This window comes from Limihaloglobus sulfuriphilus (assembly GCF_001999965.1).
GTDB lineage: Bacteria > Planctomycetota > Phycisphaerae > Sedimentisphaerales > Sedimentisphaeraceae > Limihaloglobus > Limihaloglobus sulfuriphilus.
This window is the reverse complement of the sequence record NZ_CP019646.1, coordinates 2,938,571-2,956,533: the sequence shown is the minus strand read 5'-3', so window position 1 is coordinate 2,956,533 and position 17,963 is coordinate 2,938,571. Positions and strand designations below refer to the sequence as shown.

The following is a 17,963-nucleotide window of genomic DNA, read 5'->3' as shown; positions in this document are numbered from 1 at the left end:
GCGTATAAAGAATATAATAATTTCGTTAATGTTTGTTATAGCCGGCGCCGGCTTGCTGTTGTCTGCACTGATGCAGCTTGACGATATAAACGCGATGCGTAAAGAGCTCAAGCTGATCAGTACTGATAAGCCGCTGGAGAACGCGCCGCCCTCGCTTGCTTTCGCAACGGTTGCTATGGGCGCGTTTCGCGGTCTCGTTGTTGATATACTCTGGATGCGAGCCGACAGGCTCAAAGAAGAGGGGCAGTTCTTCGATGCCAAGCAGATCGCCGAGTGGATCACGGTTCTCCAGCCGCGGTTTGCCAGCGTGTGGGATTTTCATGCCTGGAACATGGCGTATAATATATCGGTGGCAATCCCCTCCAGCCGGCCCGAAGAGCGGTGGCACTGGGTCAAGAACGGATTTGAACTGCTGCGGGATAAGGGCATCGAATACAACCCCAATGCGATTATACTTTACCGCTCTCTGGCGTGGATTTTCCAGCACAAGATGAGCGGTGTTACCGATGATGTGCACAAATACTACAAACTGCGGCTGATAATGGAGATGGGTCCGCTGGTGCAGCCGTTGACCAATGCGCATTTTGACAGCCTTGCCGCGGCACCAAAAACGTTTGAACAGCTTCGGGCAAATGAGACGCTCGCTGAATTTGCCGACAAGCTAAAGGCCGCTGACGAGAAGCTGGCAGATGAAGAGAAGTTCCCCCTTGAGTTTCTCAGACTTTTCAACAAAGAGCAGGGTTTCTCTGAGGAGGCAGTTCTTCTGATGCAGGATTACGAGCAGAGCGACGCGCTGATCGCGATGCGGGATTTTTCTCAGGCGTGGGAGCTTCGCAATACCTGGAAGTTTGACATCGATTTGATGATAAAGTTAAACGAGAAGTACGGCCCGATCACCTTTGAAGAAGGAGTCAGAGAGCCTCTCAACTGGGAACACCCGGACGCACACGCGATATACTGGGCTGAGAAGGGCCTTGCACAGGCCGGCAGTGAGGGCGTTGTCGGCGAGGATTACTCAATAGACGAGATCAATACAGACCGTATCGTGTTCCACAGTTTACAGAATCTTTTCAGGACGGGCAGGCTCGTTGTCTATGACGCGGTATTGCCGGCAGAGGCGACGGAATCCGAAATCGGCGCAGAAGACACTGTCGGCGCCGCCAAGTACGGCAAGTCGCTCTACACAGTACCCGATTTGAGGATGTTCGATTCCTATAACGCCGCTCAGATTGAGCGTATCGAAAAGTACAGCGGCGAAGACGGCGAAGCAGGCTCGAGGTCGCTCTATACCGGACACCGGAACATGCTGACAAACGCCGTGCTTTCGTTTTATCAGGCCGGCCATGTCAAGAAGGCTTCTCAGATTTACAAGGATCTCCGGGAGCGTTACCCGCGGCCGGAGAATTCTGTCCCGATAGAGGTTTTCTGCCGCCAGCGGATAAAAGAAGAGTTCGAGGGCATAACCATTTATGATGCTATGGAGGCGTGCACAACGCTGCTCAGCGAGGCGTATTTCCGGTATGCGATCTATGATGATCAGGAAGCGATGGGCAAAGAACAGCTCGCCCGCCAGGTGTATGATATTTACCGCACAGAGGATTTTGAGGGTGAGCGGGTTACGCTGCCTTCGTTCTCAAGGCTGCGTTACATCGCCCTCATAAACTTCATGAACGATCCCTATTATCCTCCGAACATGAGCTACGCACTGATGCAGCGTCTTGAAAATGAGCGGCCGGAAGTCTTTGAAAAACTCACCGAGGAAAACGAGACTTTCATGCAGGAATACCAGAAGATGCAGGAGCAGCAGCAACAGCAGGGGCAGCAGTGATGTACGCCGACGATTTTCAAAAACGGCATCTGGAAGAAGGCGAAAGGGTACGCAGGGAGATTTACCGCAACATGTCCGCTGAACAAAAGATAAGAATTCTTGAGGATATGTACTGGACAGCCCGCCAGATGAAGACAAACTGGCTCAAACAGCAGCATCCGGACTGGACAGACGAAGAGATTGAAAAAGAGGTCAGGGAGATATTCCTCTGTGGAAGAGCGTGAACTGTTCACAATTTATACGGAAAAACTTGACGAATTTGGTCTTAAAGATATTTGGGAAAAGAATTTTTAGATATGATTGAAACTCACAGCCGTACGTTTGACCCGAGTCTGTTAACCCCCTCTCAGTCAGAAGCCGTGAATTTCAGGGATGGCGCTCTGCTAGTCCTTGCCGGCCCGGGCAGCGGCAAGACACGGGTAATTGCCTGCCGCATAGTCCGACTTATTGAAACCGGCGCGGCTCCCTGGCATATATGCGCGATTACGTTTACCAACAAGGCCGCCGAGGAAATGCGAAAGAGGGTCGCCGGCATGGGTGTGGGCCCGGGAACGCAGATAAGCACGTTTCACTCGCTTTGTGTTCGGATTCTCCGCAGGTACGGAGACGCCGCAAATGTGAAGGAGAATTTCAGCATCTATTCCGACGATGAGCAGCGCAAGTGCGTCAAGCAGGCTGTTTCAAACCTTGATTACCCTTCGGGCAGTTTTCCTCCGGCAAAGACGCTTGCCGCGATTTCGAGATTCAAGAACGCCGTCGAGACGCCCGAGAGCCTTACCGAGTTTGAGGGTGATTATTACTACAGCAAAATAATCAAGATATACAAGGAGTACCAGCGGCTTCTTGATGAAAATAACGCGCTGGATTTCGACGACCTGCTGATGAAGACGGCCTTGCTGCTCAAAAACAGTGACCATGTCCGCGAGGAGCTCTCGGGCCGGTACCGCTATCTGCTGATCGATGAGTACCAGGACACGAACCATGCCCAGTACCAGATAGCCCGCCTGCTGGCAAAAAAGCACGGTAATATTTTTGTCGTCGGCGACCCTGACCAGTCGATCTACAAATGGCGCGGGGCGGATATCAAGAATATTCTCCAGTTTGAAAAGGACTGGCCCAATGCTTCACGCATTGACCTGCAGGAGAACTTCCGCAGCCGAAGAGAGATACTTGAGCTTGCCGACAGGCTCATTGTAAACAACAAACAGCGAAAGCCAAAAAAACTTGTCGCGGCGGTCTCCGGCGAGGCGGAGGTGGTTTTCGACAGGTACGAGGACTCCCGCCTCGAGAGCAGCAGTATCGCCTCTGACATAAAAAAACTTATCACAAGCGGGGCGGATCCCAACGAGATTGCGATACTCTACCGCGTAAACTCCATGAGCCGAACACTTGAAGAGTCGCTCGTCCGTGAAAAAATCCCTTACCGTATAGTCCGCGGCGTGGAGTTCTACAGCCGCAAAGAAATACGCGACATGATCGCCTATCTCAAGCTCATAGTAAACCCCGACGACGGCCAGGCTTTTGCCCGCATTGTCAACACTCCAACCCGCGGCATCGGCAAGACCACAGTCAACAGGATAATTGAATTTGCCCAGAGCGGCAGGATAAGTATTTTTGACGCGGCTTCAAGGGTATCTTCCATAAGCACAATCGGGCCCGGGCCTTCGGGCAAGGTTCGCACATTTGTGGAGATGATGCGCAAGTTCCAGAAAGCCGCCGCGGAGACAAACAGTGTTGCCGATATCATGGAGCTGGTGTACGATGAATCGGGGATAGAAAAATCGCTTGAGGCCGACCCCGAAGGCGGCAATGCCTCTGATAATATTGATGAGCTTATAAACTCGGCTTCTCTGTATGATGAAAACGCCGAGGAGCCAACGCTGCTTGACTATCTCCAGTCGATAGCATTATACAGCGACAGCGATGCGTATGATCCTGAGAGCGGGTGTGTTTCGCTGATGACACTCCATGCCGCAAAGGGGCTGGAGTTTGACAATGTGTATATTATCGGTCTTGAACAGGGGATGCTGCCGCACGAGCGGAGCATGGAAAGTGAAGACGACCTCGAAGAAGAACGCAGGCTCTTTTTCATGGGCATTACCCGCGCCCGGCACAGGCTGCACATAAGCCATACCGATTACAGGATGCTGCGGGGCATTCAGAGCCGAACTATTCCCTCCTCATTCCTGGGCGAGATAGGAGCCGATACCGGCAGAAGCGGATCTTCCGAGTCGGTAAGTTTCAGGTTTATGAGTCCGCCGACGGGCAGAAATTCCTCCGCCAGAGGGCAAAGTTACGGTTATTCTAAACCGCAGACCGCAAAAAAGAGCCCGGTCAAGAAATATACTTCGGATTTGAGCGCGGTGCCGCAAAAGGATACACCCTTTAAAAAAGGCGACAAGGTGCTTCACCCGAAATTCGGCTTCGGTGTGGTTACGGATTTCATGGATTCGGGAGAAAACAGCATTGTTTCAGTGCGTTTTAATACCGGATCGAGCAAAAATCTGCTGTTGAAATATGCTAAACTAACGAAAAAGTAATAACCAGGGACTAATGAGCGGTATTTCATTAAATTACGAGGGCTGTTTAACAGGCTCTGCCGGCGGCAAAGGGCTTGATTCCGGGCAGATGGATATTCTTGCCCAAAAGGTTACTCCGTTGATACATAAAGTCAACCGTGCCCGCAACGATGGGCTAACTCCCTACAGAGACATGCCTTATAATCAGCTTAGGTACGACAGGGCGGTAGCCTGGGCGGAAAAAATACGCGGCGGATATGATTACGTTATTTTTATAGGCTCTGGGAACTGGAGCAGGGGCATTAATATGCTCACTGAATCGCTGTCTTCGTCTAAGGCTCTTGACGGCAATGACTTAGAGTGCAAGTGTCCGCGTATGCTGGTTCTTGAAGGTTATTTTCATGATCAGATATCCGCGGTTATAAACCGTCTTGGCGAAAAAATTACGCGGGCTTTTTTTGTAATCGCCGCCGATTCCAGAAAAAACGAATATAATGAGTCAGATCTCAAGTGTGCTTTTGAGCAGCTCAGGCAAGTACCTGATTTGCTGGCGGTTACCGACAGCGAATCTTCTTTACCGGCAAAACTGGCAGCCCGCGGCGGAATAGAAACGCTTTTTGTGCCGGCGGGGTTCCAGGGTGAGCTTCCGCTTCTCAGCGAGGCGGGCCTTCTCTGCGCAGGAGCTGCCGGTATCGATACAGAAAAAATGCTCTCGGGTGCCAGGGCGATGGACTCTCAGGTCAGCAGAGAGGATTTCTACAAGAATCCGGCCGCTGTAAACGCTGCTCTAAACTGGTATTATGCCGATCAAGGGATGAAGGTTTTCCAGGCTTACACGGATAAAGAGCATCTGGGCAGTCTTAGTGCCTGGTACAGTCTGACATGTTGCGGTGCATTGCAGTGTTTTCCCGGCATCAATGCTGAGGAGCTGAAAACATATATTTATTCGAAGCCGGAGACAGATGAGGCCGAAAAAAATGTTATTCGCATAAATCTCGATAAGATAGATGCTTACAGTTTAGGCGAGTTTGTATATTTTACTGAGGTTACGGCTTTGATTTTCGAGAGGCTTGCCGCCGGCGGTGAAGAAGATGATGATGAGCAGTATAAAAAATGGCTGAGCGGGTAAAAATGAGGTATTTAGCGATAGATTACGGTGATAAGCGCAGCGGCCTTGCCGTCTGTGATGCGGGTGAGACGATAGTGACCCCGCTGAAGGTTCTACAGACCGACGGGGCGCTTTTGAAACATATTATAAAGGTGATTGAGGACGAGGCGGCCGAGGCGGTTGTCGTGGGTCTGCCGCTTAACATGGATGGCACAGAGGGCGGCCAGGCAGCGAAAGTCAGGGATTTCGTTTCGCAACTTTCAGCCAAAACGGGACTTAAAGTTTTTCTCCATGACGAGCGTCTTACAAGTTTCGAGGCCGAGGATATTCTCGGTCCGGCGCAGATGAGCTGGAGAAAACGAAAGAAAATACTTGATGCCGTCGCCGCGGCGGTGATACTTAAAAGTTTTATATCGTCCAGTTCCGATTGAATTTATAGGTATTTTGGTGCTATTGTTGTTTAATCTATTGCAAAATAATGTTTTATCGCTGAATTTTTTTTTAAATAACTCGACTGCGATCAAAACTTTTGTTTGACATGTGATAACAGTTGTATATATTACTTGAATGTATAAGGCGCGAAGTAGCGGTTTTATAAACGTTCAGCATTTACTTGTTGGGGTGTAGATGTTGAATTTTTTATTTGTGAGAAAATATTAGAGAACATTATTATGAAAAAATTTGTTGGTAAGCTTCTTTTAGCAGCATTAGTTTCGATAACTATTTATGGTTGCAGTAACAAGTTCTGGGATCCCACGCAGGTTGGACGTTTCAGTGCGGTTCCGGTAGAGCACGTTATACTTGAGAGTCTTGGTGTCTCTGAGGAGGCTGCCTCTGAGTACGCAAACGCAGAGCCCCCGACTCCTGAAGATGCTATAAACGTTCTGGGTGACTACAAACTCAACCCCGGTGATATTTTGAGGGTTACAGTGTACGAGCTGCTTACAGAGGGCGAGTATTATATAGGAGATTTCCAGGTAACCGAATCCGGTCAGATTTTCGTTCCAGAGGTCGGGCCCATTGATGTTCTTGGTCTTACAGAGAGAGAGCTTGAGGGTGTCATCAAAGATATACTTTCGCCGGATATCCTGAGAAAACCTGCCGTGACCGTGCAGATCGGTCAGTCCGAGCGCAGGACTTTCTCAATCTACGGTCAGGGTCTGATCAGCGACCGCGGCGGCCGTTATCAGCTGCCCAGGTACGATTTCCGTCTCAAAGAGGCAATTGCTCTGGCCGGCGGAGTTTCTGAATTTAACGCATCTTATATATATGTAACCAGATATCTAAGCCCCGCCGAAATAACCCAGATGCAGGAAAATCAGGCCCGCGAATCTGATACTAAAAATGACGATGTCATTCGTGTTGAGCCTGTCTCACAAAATTCAAAGGGTCAGGTTGACGAGAATGAACTCGTAGAGATGATTGCTCCTTCTGACAGGGCAGATGATTTTGGCGTGGTATCATTCTCTGATACATCCGCTGCACAAAACACTGTTTCTGCCGCTGACAGCGGGGAAAAGGTGGAATGGATCTTCAAGGACGGCAAATGGGTTCAGGTTGAAGATGCAGAGCAGGCCGAAGATAAAGCCGCCGAGACGGCTGAAAAAGCCCCCCAGAAGAGCGAACAGGCAACTCAAGGTGTTGCTCAGGCTGAGCCTGAAGATGAAGAAAATATCTTTGAAAAAATCGAGCTAAAAGATGTAGTACCCGCAGCGTTCGAGGACGAGGTTGAGGACACAGAGACCTATTCCCGCGTTATCAAGGTGCCGTTTGACAAACTGAACGCCGGTGACCCCCGTTACAATATTATAATAAAACCCGGCGATGTTATCAATGTGCCGGTTGATTCTATCGGTGAGTGTGTCGTTATGGGTAATGTTAATTACCAGGGTTATGTCCCTATGACAGGCAGGCCGATGACGCTTATGCAGGCAGTTGCTGCCGCGGGCGGGCTCGGGCCGCTGGCTTCTCCTAAAAATGTAGAGGTAAGACGCCGCGTAGGCGAAGACCGTGAGGAAATCGTTCAGGTTAATCTCAAGAAGATATCTGAAGGAATCCAGCCGGACTTCTATATCAAGCAGGACGATACTATTAATGTCGGAACAGACGCGACCGCTTACTGGAAGGCCGTCTTGAGAAATTCTTTCAGAGCGACTTACGGTTTCGGCCTCATCTACGACAGGAATTTTTCGGAAGAGTATTACACTGGCAGAAATATCAGTGACTGGTAAAAAGTATTTGCTCTTGCAAAGAGTTAATTCAATTAGAAAGCCGGATTGAGCGTATATTGTTGTATGACAGAGAGCATATCAATAAGCCCCTCAGAAAACCAGACTAAATACGAATGGAAGTCATTAGGCTTCCATTCGTTTATTAAAATGGCCGTTATCGGCTTTCTTTTTGCATGTCTTTTCTGGACTGAGATATCTGATATTGTGAACCGCTGGGTGAGCGACAGCAGCTGGTCACACGGTTTCCTTATACCTCTTTTCAGTCTTTATTTTATAAATCAGAAAAAGAACCAGATACTTTCTACAGAGATTAAGCCGTCCTATCTGGGACTTGCGGCGTTTGTCTTTTTTCTTTTTCTATACGTATTCAACGGTATTTTCCTCAAATATGCCTACGGTATGCCGCTGATCATGATAGCTTCACTTGGAGCGATAATTCTTTTTCAGCTCGGCTGGAAACAGGTAAAATATATGTGGCTTCCGGTTGCGTATCTTTTCTTCGCGGTTCCTCTGCCCGAGCGGATATACAGAGAGATTACCATACCGATGCGGCAGCTTGCCTCGACGATTGCCGCGGGACTTTTAAATCTGGTTCCCGAGCTGGAGGCAACCGCTACAGGCGTTATAATCGACGTTATTTACAAGGGAGAGCCGTTTGAGCCTTCACTTAACGTTGCCGAGGCGTGCAGCGGTATGAGGCTTCTGATGGCTTTTGTCGCGCTGGGCGTTGCGATGGCGTATCTGCATGACAGGCCGGTATGGCAAAGGCTGGTTCTTCTGTGCAGCACAGTTCCGATCGCGATACTCTGTAATATTGTCAGGGTTACGGTAACGGGATTTATCTATATTCTGTTCGACCCGAAATACGCCCAGGGCATTTACCATGATATGCTGGGTATGCTGATGCTTCCGTTGGCGTTTGTCTTTTACGGGTTTATTGCCTGGTTTATGGAAAACCTTATCGTAGAAGAAGATAAAGAGCCCAAGGGCAAGGTGGTTCTTGTCAGCCGCAGGGAGGATCAGTAATGAGCGGCTGGAAAAAACATTATACCTCGCCGCACTTTTTGATCTGTATTGGAGTGCTTGCTGTTTCATGTGTAGGCATGAATATGATCATGGAGAGTCTGGGTATGGTGAGCAGAAAAGAGCCTATACCGCTTGTCAAGCCGTTTGACGGTATTGATGAATACAAGCTCTGGCCCTATAAGGTTATTACAAAAACCAAGATAGACAATTACGACATACTTGAAAGCCTCGGCACAGAGGATTATATACAGTGGATTCTTGAAGATACCACGGCAGAGCAGACGAGCAGCTCGCGGTACGTAAGCCTGTTTCTGACTTATTATACAGGTATAAATGACAGAATCCCCCATGTTCCTGAGGAATGTTATTTCGGAGCGGGCAGCCAGAGAGATGACCTTAGAAATGAGAGAATTGCGCTTGAATGCCCGGAACTCAGGCCGTCGGGTGAAAAACTCGAGCTGCCGGTGCGGGTGCTGACTTTCAGCAGGACATCGGCGGATATTTTGTCGGGAACAGAGACGTTCAACGTTTCTTACTTTTTCAAGGTCAACTCGTCATATGCCAATGGCAGAACCGAGGCGAGAAACATTCTGGGTACAAATATACTGGGTAAATACAGCTTTTTCTCAAAGGTAGAATGGCGGTTTTTCGGTGTTTCCGGCAACGCTCAATATGAAGAAACGATTGAGGCGTCAAAACCGATGCTCGAGAAGCTGCTTCCGGTCCTGGAGCGGGAACACTGGCCCAACCTGGAGAAGCTCAATAAAGAATCAGAAGATCAACAAGCTAAATGACTTAACGAAAGGCTTGATATTTTATGGCAAAAAAAAGTAAAAAGAAATTAAATATTCGTGTGGCTTTGATTGGTATTGCCGTTCTGGGTGTCATTGTAATGGCCGGCGGAATGCTGTATCTGAGGATGACCCGCAACCCCGAAAAGCATTATGAACGCGCTGTGGCGGCTATGGAATCGCAGGATTATGATGTTGCCCGGGATGCATACGGCAAGGCCTATGCCTATTCAAAATCCAAAGAGAAAAAGATCGAGCTTTTATACACCATGGCGGATTTGGCGCTGCTTGATGTCCCGGCCGATGCCCAAAGCGGCACAGAAGCCAAAGAGGCGGACTGGCCCCGTGCAATCCAATGCTGGAAAAACATAACAGTCCTTGACCCTTCGGACATAGAATCACGCCGGAAGCTGCTTGATTTTTATTACACCATGGCAGATTTTGGCCAGGAAAGCCTCTGGAAGCAGGTTGGCGACACATCCAAAGAGATAATCGATACCCAGGAAAAAAACAATCAGCCGATAAGTCCTTCTGTCGAGAAGAAAAGAGCATGGTCATTGATTCGCCAGGTTCAAACCGGTGATGTTCCGGACAGAGAGCTTTATCTTGAAGAGGCCCGCGGGCGTCTGGAGAAACTTATTGAGTCCAATCCGGAGGACATGGATCTTTATAAGTATATGGCGAATCTTGAGATAGAGCAGGGCAAGCTCGACGAGGCGTCTGGTAAGCTAAATGCCCTGGCCAATTCACGCCAGGCGGCGCTTGATGTTCTTGACGCGGCTATTGAGGCCTATCCTGAAAATGTTCAGGCTTACATCAACAGGCTTGACATGAAATTTTCATTGATACAGGGTAATATTGAAGGTTACAAGAGGCTAAGCGCTGAATATGATGATCTTGTGGAGAAATTTCCCCAGAGCCCCGAGGCCCATTTCAATACGGCGTTTTATTATCAGCTTGACCTGAGGACGATTGACAAGGCTAAGGATCATATTGACAAAGCAATGTCGCTTTCGCCTGATAATGTTGAATATATTAAACAGGCGACTTTCATATATTATAAAAAGTCCAGACTCGATAAAGACCCTGAGCTGCTTGAAGAAGCGATTCGTCTGGCTATAAAAGGTCTCGGTCTGCCTGAATCCCAGGACGTTGTGGGGCCGTACGAGGCGAGAAACAGAACGAATAAGTACACTTTCTCAAGTTACCTTTCAAAATATTATATAGAGATAGCCGTAGAGGCCCGTGAACAAGATGATGAGCAAAAGGCAGCCAGATATCTGGAGCTGGCCCAGAAATACATAAACAACATAGAACAGATACTGCCTGTTGCAGACAATCCGGTAAATATTAAATGGCGGGGGTTTGTTGAGCTGGCAAAGGGCAACCGTGATGAAGCGATACGCAATCTTTACGATGCCTACCAGAAGACATCAGTAACTGAAAACCCTGATGTGGATGTTGCTTATGCGCTGGCGAGGCTCTTTATTGATACCCAGTATGTCGGGGCGACTTCTCAGTTTCTATCTGAAGCGATAAAGGCGCATGTCGTGCAGAACGGCAAGCCTGACGCGGTTCTGGATTATGCCCAGGTGCTGATACGGCTTGGTGCTCCCGGTGATGTTCTCAGCGTACTTGAGGATTATGAGGGTGTCTTCGGCAGCGGGCATGAAAAATTCAACAGGATCAAGATACAGGCCTGCATTGCCGGCGGTTTCTTTGAAGATGCCGCGAAAATCCTTGATAGTGCTGACTTTGACAAGGTTACCGCCAAGAGGTACGAGCTGGCTCTGATATCTGCACAGGTAAATGCGCTGGTCAAACAGGCTCAAATTGATGAGGAAGGCGCTATTGACGATGAAACCCTCCGCAAAAGCCTTGAAAGGGTTGATCAGATTTTAGTTGATATCCTTAGAGAGGGTGAAGATGTAGATTTAAATGTGGTTACCGCGCTGGTAAATTACTATTTCAGAAATGATATGGACAAGGCACGCACCCTTCTGAACACATACCTTGAATATAATCCCGAATCAATCGATGCCCTCGTGATGCTCGGCCGCAGCGAGCTGGATAATCCAATAAATCCTACGCCCGAAGAGCTCGAAGATGTTTTTGCCCAAAGTGTGGAGAAAATCGATGGCGATATTGACAAGGCGATGGCATGGGCGCAGTACTACCAATCAAGAGGAATGGATCAGGAGGTAATCGATGTTCTGATGCCGTTTCTTGATGACGCGGGCGAGAGAAAGGGCGCGATTGCCGGAATTATATTTGATACCGCTACAAAAATGGACAATCTTGAGCTTGCCCAGCAGATGACGGATCTGGCACGTCAGGAAAATTTTGACCGGGCGGGCGGAGACTTCTTCGCAGCGCAGCTTGCACTCAAGAAAAAAGACTACAACGATGCCCTTAGAAGGATAGATTCGGTACTTGCCAAACGGCCTATATTCCCCGTTGCCTATGTTACAAGGAGCCTGGCAAAGTCGGCTCTGGAAGACTACCAGGGCTCGGTCGAGGATGCCCAGACCGCGTACCGCCAGAATCCGCTCAATACCGAAGCCGCCAGACACCTTGCTTTGGTGCTGGTTCAGCGAAATGACAGACTTGGACAGATTGTAACGCAAAACCAGAAAGAAGAAGCGGAAAGAGCCCTTGTAAACGCCATTAGGCTCAACCCGAATAATACACAGCTCCAGGGCTTATACGCACACATCGCTTTTGAAGATAAACCCTTTGAAGCGTTTAATATACGCAAAAAACTCTACGAGGCCGATCCAAGTGCCCAAAACGCCGAAACTGTTGCGGATATGGCAGTCCTTATCGCAAGGCAGGAGACAGACTCTCAAACCGTTTCAAGTATGCTTGAGTATGCCGAAAAGGTTTATAAGGACGCGGTAGATAGATATCCGGACAATGTCGGCCTGCTGGATAAATACGCCCAGCTTCTCCAGACAACCGGAAGATCGAATGAGGCAGAGGAAATTCTCGGCGGCAACGAAAAGATTATGTGGAAAGTGTACCTGAGGCAGGAGAAATTTACCCAGGCCAAAGAGATACTTGATAAGCTCTATGCCATTGACCCGACAAACCCCGAAATCCTTGAGGGGCTTATCAACGTTGCCAAACATGAAAATAACCAGGCTGACGTTATCAAATACACAGATGAGATTATCGCAGTAAACAAAAATCAGGATACGCGTCTGATGCAGATTCAGGCATTTCTGGATATTGGTATGCTTGACGAAGCCGAAACTAAGCTCAATGCTTATAAACAGGAGTATCCTGATGAGCAGAGAGGGCGTTTGCTTGAGGTTCTGATGCTTCTTCGCCGCGGCGATTTTAACAGCGCTTTCAGCGCGATATCAATGGCGGTTGACACCAACAGGGACAACCCCCTTGCATGGCGTATAAAGGCGCAGATAGAAACGCTTATGGGTGATTACAACCAGGCGGTCTCCAGCCTTGTCAGGAGCAAAACCCTGAATGCTGATGTTCGGGCAAGTGTTGAACTTGCAAGAGCTTATGCACGGGCCGACAGGGTTTCGCAGGCTATAAACGAGCTTAGGTCGCTTATACAGGCCTCATCAGTTCCGGACAGCGTATATATGGTGCTTGAAGAACTGTACGTAAAACAGGGCAGCGACAGCGAGTTAATGAATTATTACCGTGAAATGATCGAGAAATTCCCCGAAAGCAATTTCTGGTCGAACAGACTTGCCCAGTCGCTGCTGAGAACCGGAAAACCCCAGCAAGCCCTGGAGATTTATAAGGCTAACTGGCAGGATTCAGAGGAAAAAGATGTCACGGCTTTCCAGGGGTATTTAAACTCATTGATCGGACTGGAAGATTACAACGCGGTTATAGAGCTGACAGACAAGTATGCCGACGGTCCGCTTGCCTCAATCTGTAATGCCTATTCAGCCGAGGCGAAGTTTAAATCAGGCAATGAAGCGGCTGCATTTGAAGACTACGCCGACGCGGTTGAATCTGCCGCCGGTGATGAGAACATTACAAATCAGCTAATTAGCATGATTGCAAGGGTTGCCTCAAAGGACGGATTAGAAAGATTTTACAAACAGTATATCGAGAATTCTGAAGCATTTGCTCAGAATGTGTTCAAGTACAACTACCTTCGTGTCAATGGCAGGCTTAAAGACTCGGTTGAAGCCCTGGATAAGTGCATTGAGCTTGCTGCGGGGAACGAAGCTGCAGTCGTAAACCTCAAAGCCACAAAGGCATCAACAATCCAGATGCTTATGCGTGAAGAGCATTCTCAAGAGTATTTTGATGAAGCTGTAGAAATATATGAAGAGCTTCTCGACCGAACCCCCAATAACGCATCTCTTCTGAACAACTATGCTTATCTGCTTGCAGGAAATGAGAGCACCAGGGAAAAATCTCTCGAAATAGCCAAGAAAGCCTACGCCCTGGCTCCTACCGTCGGGACTATTCTGGACACATACGGTTACGCGTTGCTGAAGAATGGCCAAAATAGAAAGGCCCTTCAGATGTTTATTCAGGCTATCCAGATGGTTGAAGCAGATACAACTAACGTTTCGCCAGAGCTTTACGAACATTTAGGCGAGGCTAATGCTGCACTTGAGCAAAATGAAGAAGCCATAGCGGCTTATCAGAGGGCCCTCGATCTGGGGCGGAATTACTACAATGAGTCCCAAAGGGAGGCGATAGAGCAGACCTTGAGAAAATTGAATAATCCATAATGTTTATAAGTATTTATCTTGATTAGTTTAGAAAAAACTGTATCGTACTGTTTTGAGTTATTATAAGGCTAATATAATGTTTCATGAAAATATGGAGAAATAAAGGAAAATGAACAATACAACAAACATGCCGATCTCGGCAAGAAACTACGGCAGGCCGGCCGGCCAGGGGGATGCCGGAGTAGAACTGACGCCCAAGGATATTCTTTCTATCATAAGGCGCAGACTGGTTTTAATAATCATCTTTATCATCTTAGGCACAGCGCTGGGTGTCGGCGGTTTTATTCTTGCAAATATGTTTATACCGTCATATACGGCAACGTCTTACATACGTGTTCTGCCTCCCGGTGATACAAACCCTATGGATTTCGGGCAGGGTACCACTGAAAGAGAAGCCTACTACCTCTTCCGTCAAACGAAGGCGAGTTACATCAGGCAGGAAAGTCTTTTCAGAAATCTTATCATGCAGGATGATATCCGTGAGACTTCATGGTTCAGCGATTTTGTTGGTGCCGGCGGTGCTGTTAATGAGCAAGAAATCTTAGGCTATTTAGATAAAAACTTAAGTGTTGTTGCGCAGAGAGAAACCGAGCTTATAACAGTTTCGTTTAAATGCGGCGATGCAAGAGAATCTGCGGCGATCGTTAACAAACTCGTTGACCTTTATCTGCGTGACCAGCTGGAGAGGGCAACGTCGTCTCACCGCGAAAAACTCGTTCAGGCACGTACGCAGGAGCAGTCACTAAGAGCAGACCTGCGTGCCGCGCAGGAATCACTGCAGCAGATTCGTAAGACAAACCCCGAACTCGCTGAGTTCCAGGACACCAGCATGGCCAGCAGTTCAGTCAGGCACAGTATAAAGGTTCGCCGTGACAGTGTTGAGGTAAGACTCAGTGAACTCGAGTCTCAGATCAGCAACGTTGAAGCCCAGATCGCTACTCTGGAGGCACGCTCTATCGGCGATTTCGATGAGGTAGTCCGCCGCCAGGTAGAAACTGACGCTATTGCCGTTAATGCACGCCAGACAATCATTGCTCTGCGTCCGCAGCTGGCAAGAGTGAAAGCCAAGCTCGGCAGCGAGCACAGAACGGTTCAGCAGATACAGGATCAGATCCAACAGGCCGAAAGAGAACTTGAAGACCGTGTCAATTATATTGCGGAGCTTACCCGCCAGGCTGATCTTCAAAACAGTGAAGACCTTCGTGTGTACCTTGTAAGCCAGCTTGAAGATTACAAACGCCAGGCACAGGAAACCCTCGTACAGCAGAAAGAGCTTGATGAGCTTCGCGCAGAATACGAGCAGTACCTGGATATCCGTGAAAAGAGAATTGAATCGATCGATGATATTGAACGTTATATTCGTGACCTGAGCCTGGTATTGAACGACCCGACATCTTCCAAACTCGAGCTTATTGCCACGGCACAGGTGCCTCTTGGCCCCAGTTTCCCCAAGCTGATTGTATTCGGCCCCGGCGGATTCATACTTGGAGCATTGATAGGCTTCGGTCTGGCATTCCTGATCGAGCTTTCTTCCAACAAGTTTAAACAGCCTTCCGACCTTACACGTCAGCTCAATGTCAATCTGCTTGGCTACATCTGCCACAGTGACAGCGATGAGGATGTTGAGGATATCAATACGGCAGAGGTGTTTGCCAAAGCTCCGCTGTCAATGACAAGCGAGCTTTACCGTCAGCTTAAGGCTAATCTGACTTTGAGCGGTTCCTTTGACGGCAAAATCGTTTCGGTAACCAGTCCAAACGCAAAAGAAGGCAAGACCTCTGTAGCCGTGAATCTTGTGATGGCTATGGCGGCAGAGGGCAAGAAAACCCTGCTTGTTGATACAAACTTCCGCAGGCCCAGCACCGTTAAGCTCTTTGAGGGAGCCGAAGGCAGCGGCCTAAGCGGTCTGCTGCTTGGAAAGGCGGCCTTTGACTCTGTTGTCCGTAAATCCGGCGTGGATAATCTCGACGTGGTTGACAGCGGTACGCTGCCGTCTAACCCGTCCGAGCTGCTTTCAGGTCCCGCGATGGATGAATTCCTCAAGAAGGCATCTGAAATCTATGATTATATCGTTCTCGACAGCGCTCCGACGTTTGTCAGCGACGGTAAAGTTGTAGCAACCAAGGCTGATGCGGCTCTTATGGTTATTAACTCGCAAACAACAGCCAAGGCTTCGGCAAAAACTGCTCTTAACGAGCTGATGAAGGTTCAGGCTAATGTTATCGGTGCGGTTCTTGTTGCGGTTAAACCTGTTAAAGGCGGCGACCTGACAGATATGTTTGATACATATCAGGAGTACCAGACAGTCGAGCTTGCCAGAGCATAAAAGCCAGGCATAACATAGAAAATTTCCAAGGCCGGTAAGTGATATTGCCGGCCTTTTTTTATTTGTGTGCACCTTGTGCGGTGTGTATGCTTTCGCGGTATTGAAAGCTTGCTTGTGAATTATCAGATTGTTTTCAGAATCGTAACGCCGGTAACTGCTTTGCAGACGTGGACGGTATATTTATCGACGTAGTCTGGTCTGCTGCGGGGGTATGCCGTATCGACAGCCCGCCGCAAATCCTCGACCGCGCTGCTCAGTGCCAGTGCTCCCGCGGCACCCTTGTCGCCGCCGCCGAGCATTCTTTCGCCGAGCACCCCGTCAACGCTTCGAACGATATCGCACATCGTCTCGAGCTCCGGACCGGATATACTGTATTCATCACGCAGCCCGATCCCGTCCCGGCGGAAAATCTCTCCGACCTTTGCGATATCGCCCTTTTCCCATGCCGCGAGCATCTCGTAAAAGCGTTTTTGAGCTTTGTAAATGTATTTCATACGCCGGCACATATCGGGATGTGAGCGGCCGTATTTCTCAACGACTTTATTGTAGGTGTCCTCGTCGCGTATATCTGCGAGTTTGCTTATCCCCCAGCCTTCTTTGCTGAGCATATCGGAGAAAGTGTCGCATTCCTGCCGGCGGATTTTGTAGGTTGATTTCTCCAGCCCGGGCCGTTTTGTACCTGTATCCAGGCCGATAATTCTCAAGTCTTCGCCCCCCGGTCCAAGCGGCACATACCTTATACTGCGGTCGGAGGGGTTGTAGTGCGTACCCATGCCTTCTTTGGCAAAGAGTATCATTATCTGATCCAGCTCGCCGCAGGGAGAGCCGATGTATTCGTTTTCAACGGCAACTGCTATGTCTATTATATCCAGCGGGTTATCAATTTCAAAGCCGTTCGATTCCGCGGCGCATAGTATCAGGTTTATTGTCAATGATGCCGATCTGCTCATGCCGCCGCCGGGGATATTGCTGTACTGCACTGCATCGTAGCCTTTTGATGTGTCAAATCCCGCCTTGCGCAGCTCATAATCAACGCCGTATGGGAATCGGGCAGAAGAATCTTTCACGGTCTCCGGCTCGGGGACTTTACCCGACTCAAATTCCACAATGCCGTCTTCGGGGAAGTTATAGCTGAAAAAACGGTACCTGTTGGTGTTATTAGGTTTAAATGCCTGCCAGATGAAGCGGTTTGTGCCTACTCCGAACAGCTCTGTGCCGTTGTAGTCGCCATGCTCTACGCCGAGGCAGAAGCGGGAAGATGTCCTGCATACCTTGCCGCCGTCTATATCAAGCCCCTGTTGGGCGGCTATTTCCTTGAGTTTCTCGAGAACTTCTGCGTCCTGCGGCGTAAAATCACTTTTTCTCGTAATAACTTCATCTGTTTTCATAAAAAACCCGCTTATTCATTTA

At 48.8% G+C, this 17,963-nt stretch carries 11 protein-coding genes; 10 read left to right on the top strand and 1 reads right to left on the bottom strand.

The genetic code is table 11. The features are described from left to right. Positions 1-28: 28 nt before the first annotated feature. From SMSP2_RS11345 to SMSP2_RS11300, 10 genes are all read left to right on the top strand, one after another. The gene (locus SMSP2_RS11345) at positions 29-1,828 is read left to right on the top strand and encodes a hypothetical protein (RefSeq protein ID WP_186804701.1); all 1,800 of its coding nucleotides are present in this window, start codon (positions 29-31) and stop codon (positions 1,826-1,828) included. Then, entirely contained in the window at positions 1,828-2,052 is a 225-nt protein-coding gene (locus tag SMSP2_RS11340) for a hypothetical protein (RefSeq protein WP_237048867.1), read from the top strand. Before SMSP2_RS11345 ends, SMSP2_RS11340 begins: the two co-directional genes overlap by 1 nt. Before the next feature lie 72 nt (positions 2,053-2,124). Next, positions 2,125-4,368 (top strand): ATP-dependent helicase, encoded by a 2,244-nt coding sequence (locus SMSP2_RS11335; protein ID WP_146684144.1) that lies wholly within the window; start codon positions 2,125-2,127, stop codon positions 4,366-4,368. Between the two features lie 13 nt (positions 4,369-4,381). After that, entirely contained in the window at positions 4,382-5,476 is a 1,095-nt protein-coding gene (locus SMSP2_RS11330) for a hypothetical protein (protein WP_146684142.1), read from the top strand. Positions 5,477-5,478: 2 nt separating this feature from the next. Then, positions 5,479-5,886: a Holliday junction resolvase RuvX gene (gene ruvX, locus SMSP2_RS11325; RefSeq protein ID WP_186804700.1), complete on the top strand. Its 408-nt coding sequence runs from the start codon at positions 5,479-5,481 to the stop codon at positions 5,884-5,886. A gap of 240 nt (positions 5,887-6,126) precedes the next feature. Continuing rightward, entirely contained in the window at positions 6,127-7,686 is a 1,560-nt protein-coding gene (locus SMSP2_RS11320) for a polysaccharide biosynthesis/export family protein (protein WP_146684138.1), read from the top strand. 63 nt (positions 7,687-7,749) lie between these two features. After that, a complete protein-coding gene (locus SMSP2_RS11315; RefSeq protein ID WP_146684136.1) occupies positions 7,750-8,712 on the top strand; it encodes an exosortase/archaeosortase family protein in 963 nt (320 codons plus the stop codon). Next, positions 8,712-9,506 (top strand): hypothetical protein, encoded by a 795-nt coding sequence (locus SMSP2_RS11310; RefSeq protein ID WP_146684134.1) that lies wholly within the window; start codon positions 8,712-8,714, stop codon positions 9,504-9,506. Before SMSP2_RS11315 ends, SMSP2_RS11310 begins: the two co-directional genes overlap by 1 nt. Positions 9,507-9,529: 23 nt before the next feature. Further along, positions 9,530-14,227 carry a tetratricopeptide repeat protein gene (locus tag SMSP2_RS11305; RefSeq protein WP_146684132.1) on the top strand — a complete coding sequence of 1,566 codons (4,698 nt, stop codon included), beginning with the start codon at positions 9,530-9,532 and terminating at the stop codon, positions 14,225-14,227. 109 nt (positions 14,228-14,336) lie between these two features. After that, positions 14,337-16,553, top strand: coding sequence for a GumC family protein (locus tag SMSP2_RS11300; RefSeq protein ID WP_146684130.1), 2,217 nt, complete (start codon positions 14,337-14,339; stop codon positions 16,551-16,553). A gap of 122 nt (positions 16,554-16,675) precedes the next feature. Here the strand turns inward: SMSP2_RS11300 and SMSP2_RS11295 are convergent, their stop codons facing one another. Next, the gene (locus tag SMSP2_RS11295; RefSeq protein WP_146684128.1) at positions 16,676-17,941 is read right to left on the bottom strand and encodes a galactokinase; all 1,266 of its coding nucleotides are present in this window, start codon (positions 17,939-17,941) and stop codon (positions 16,676-16,678) included. Positions 17,942-17,963 lie beyond the last annotated feature (22 nt).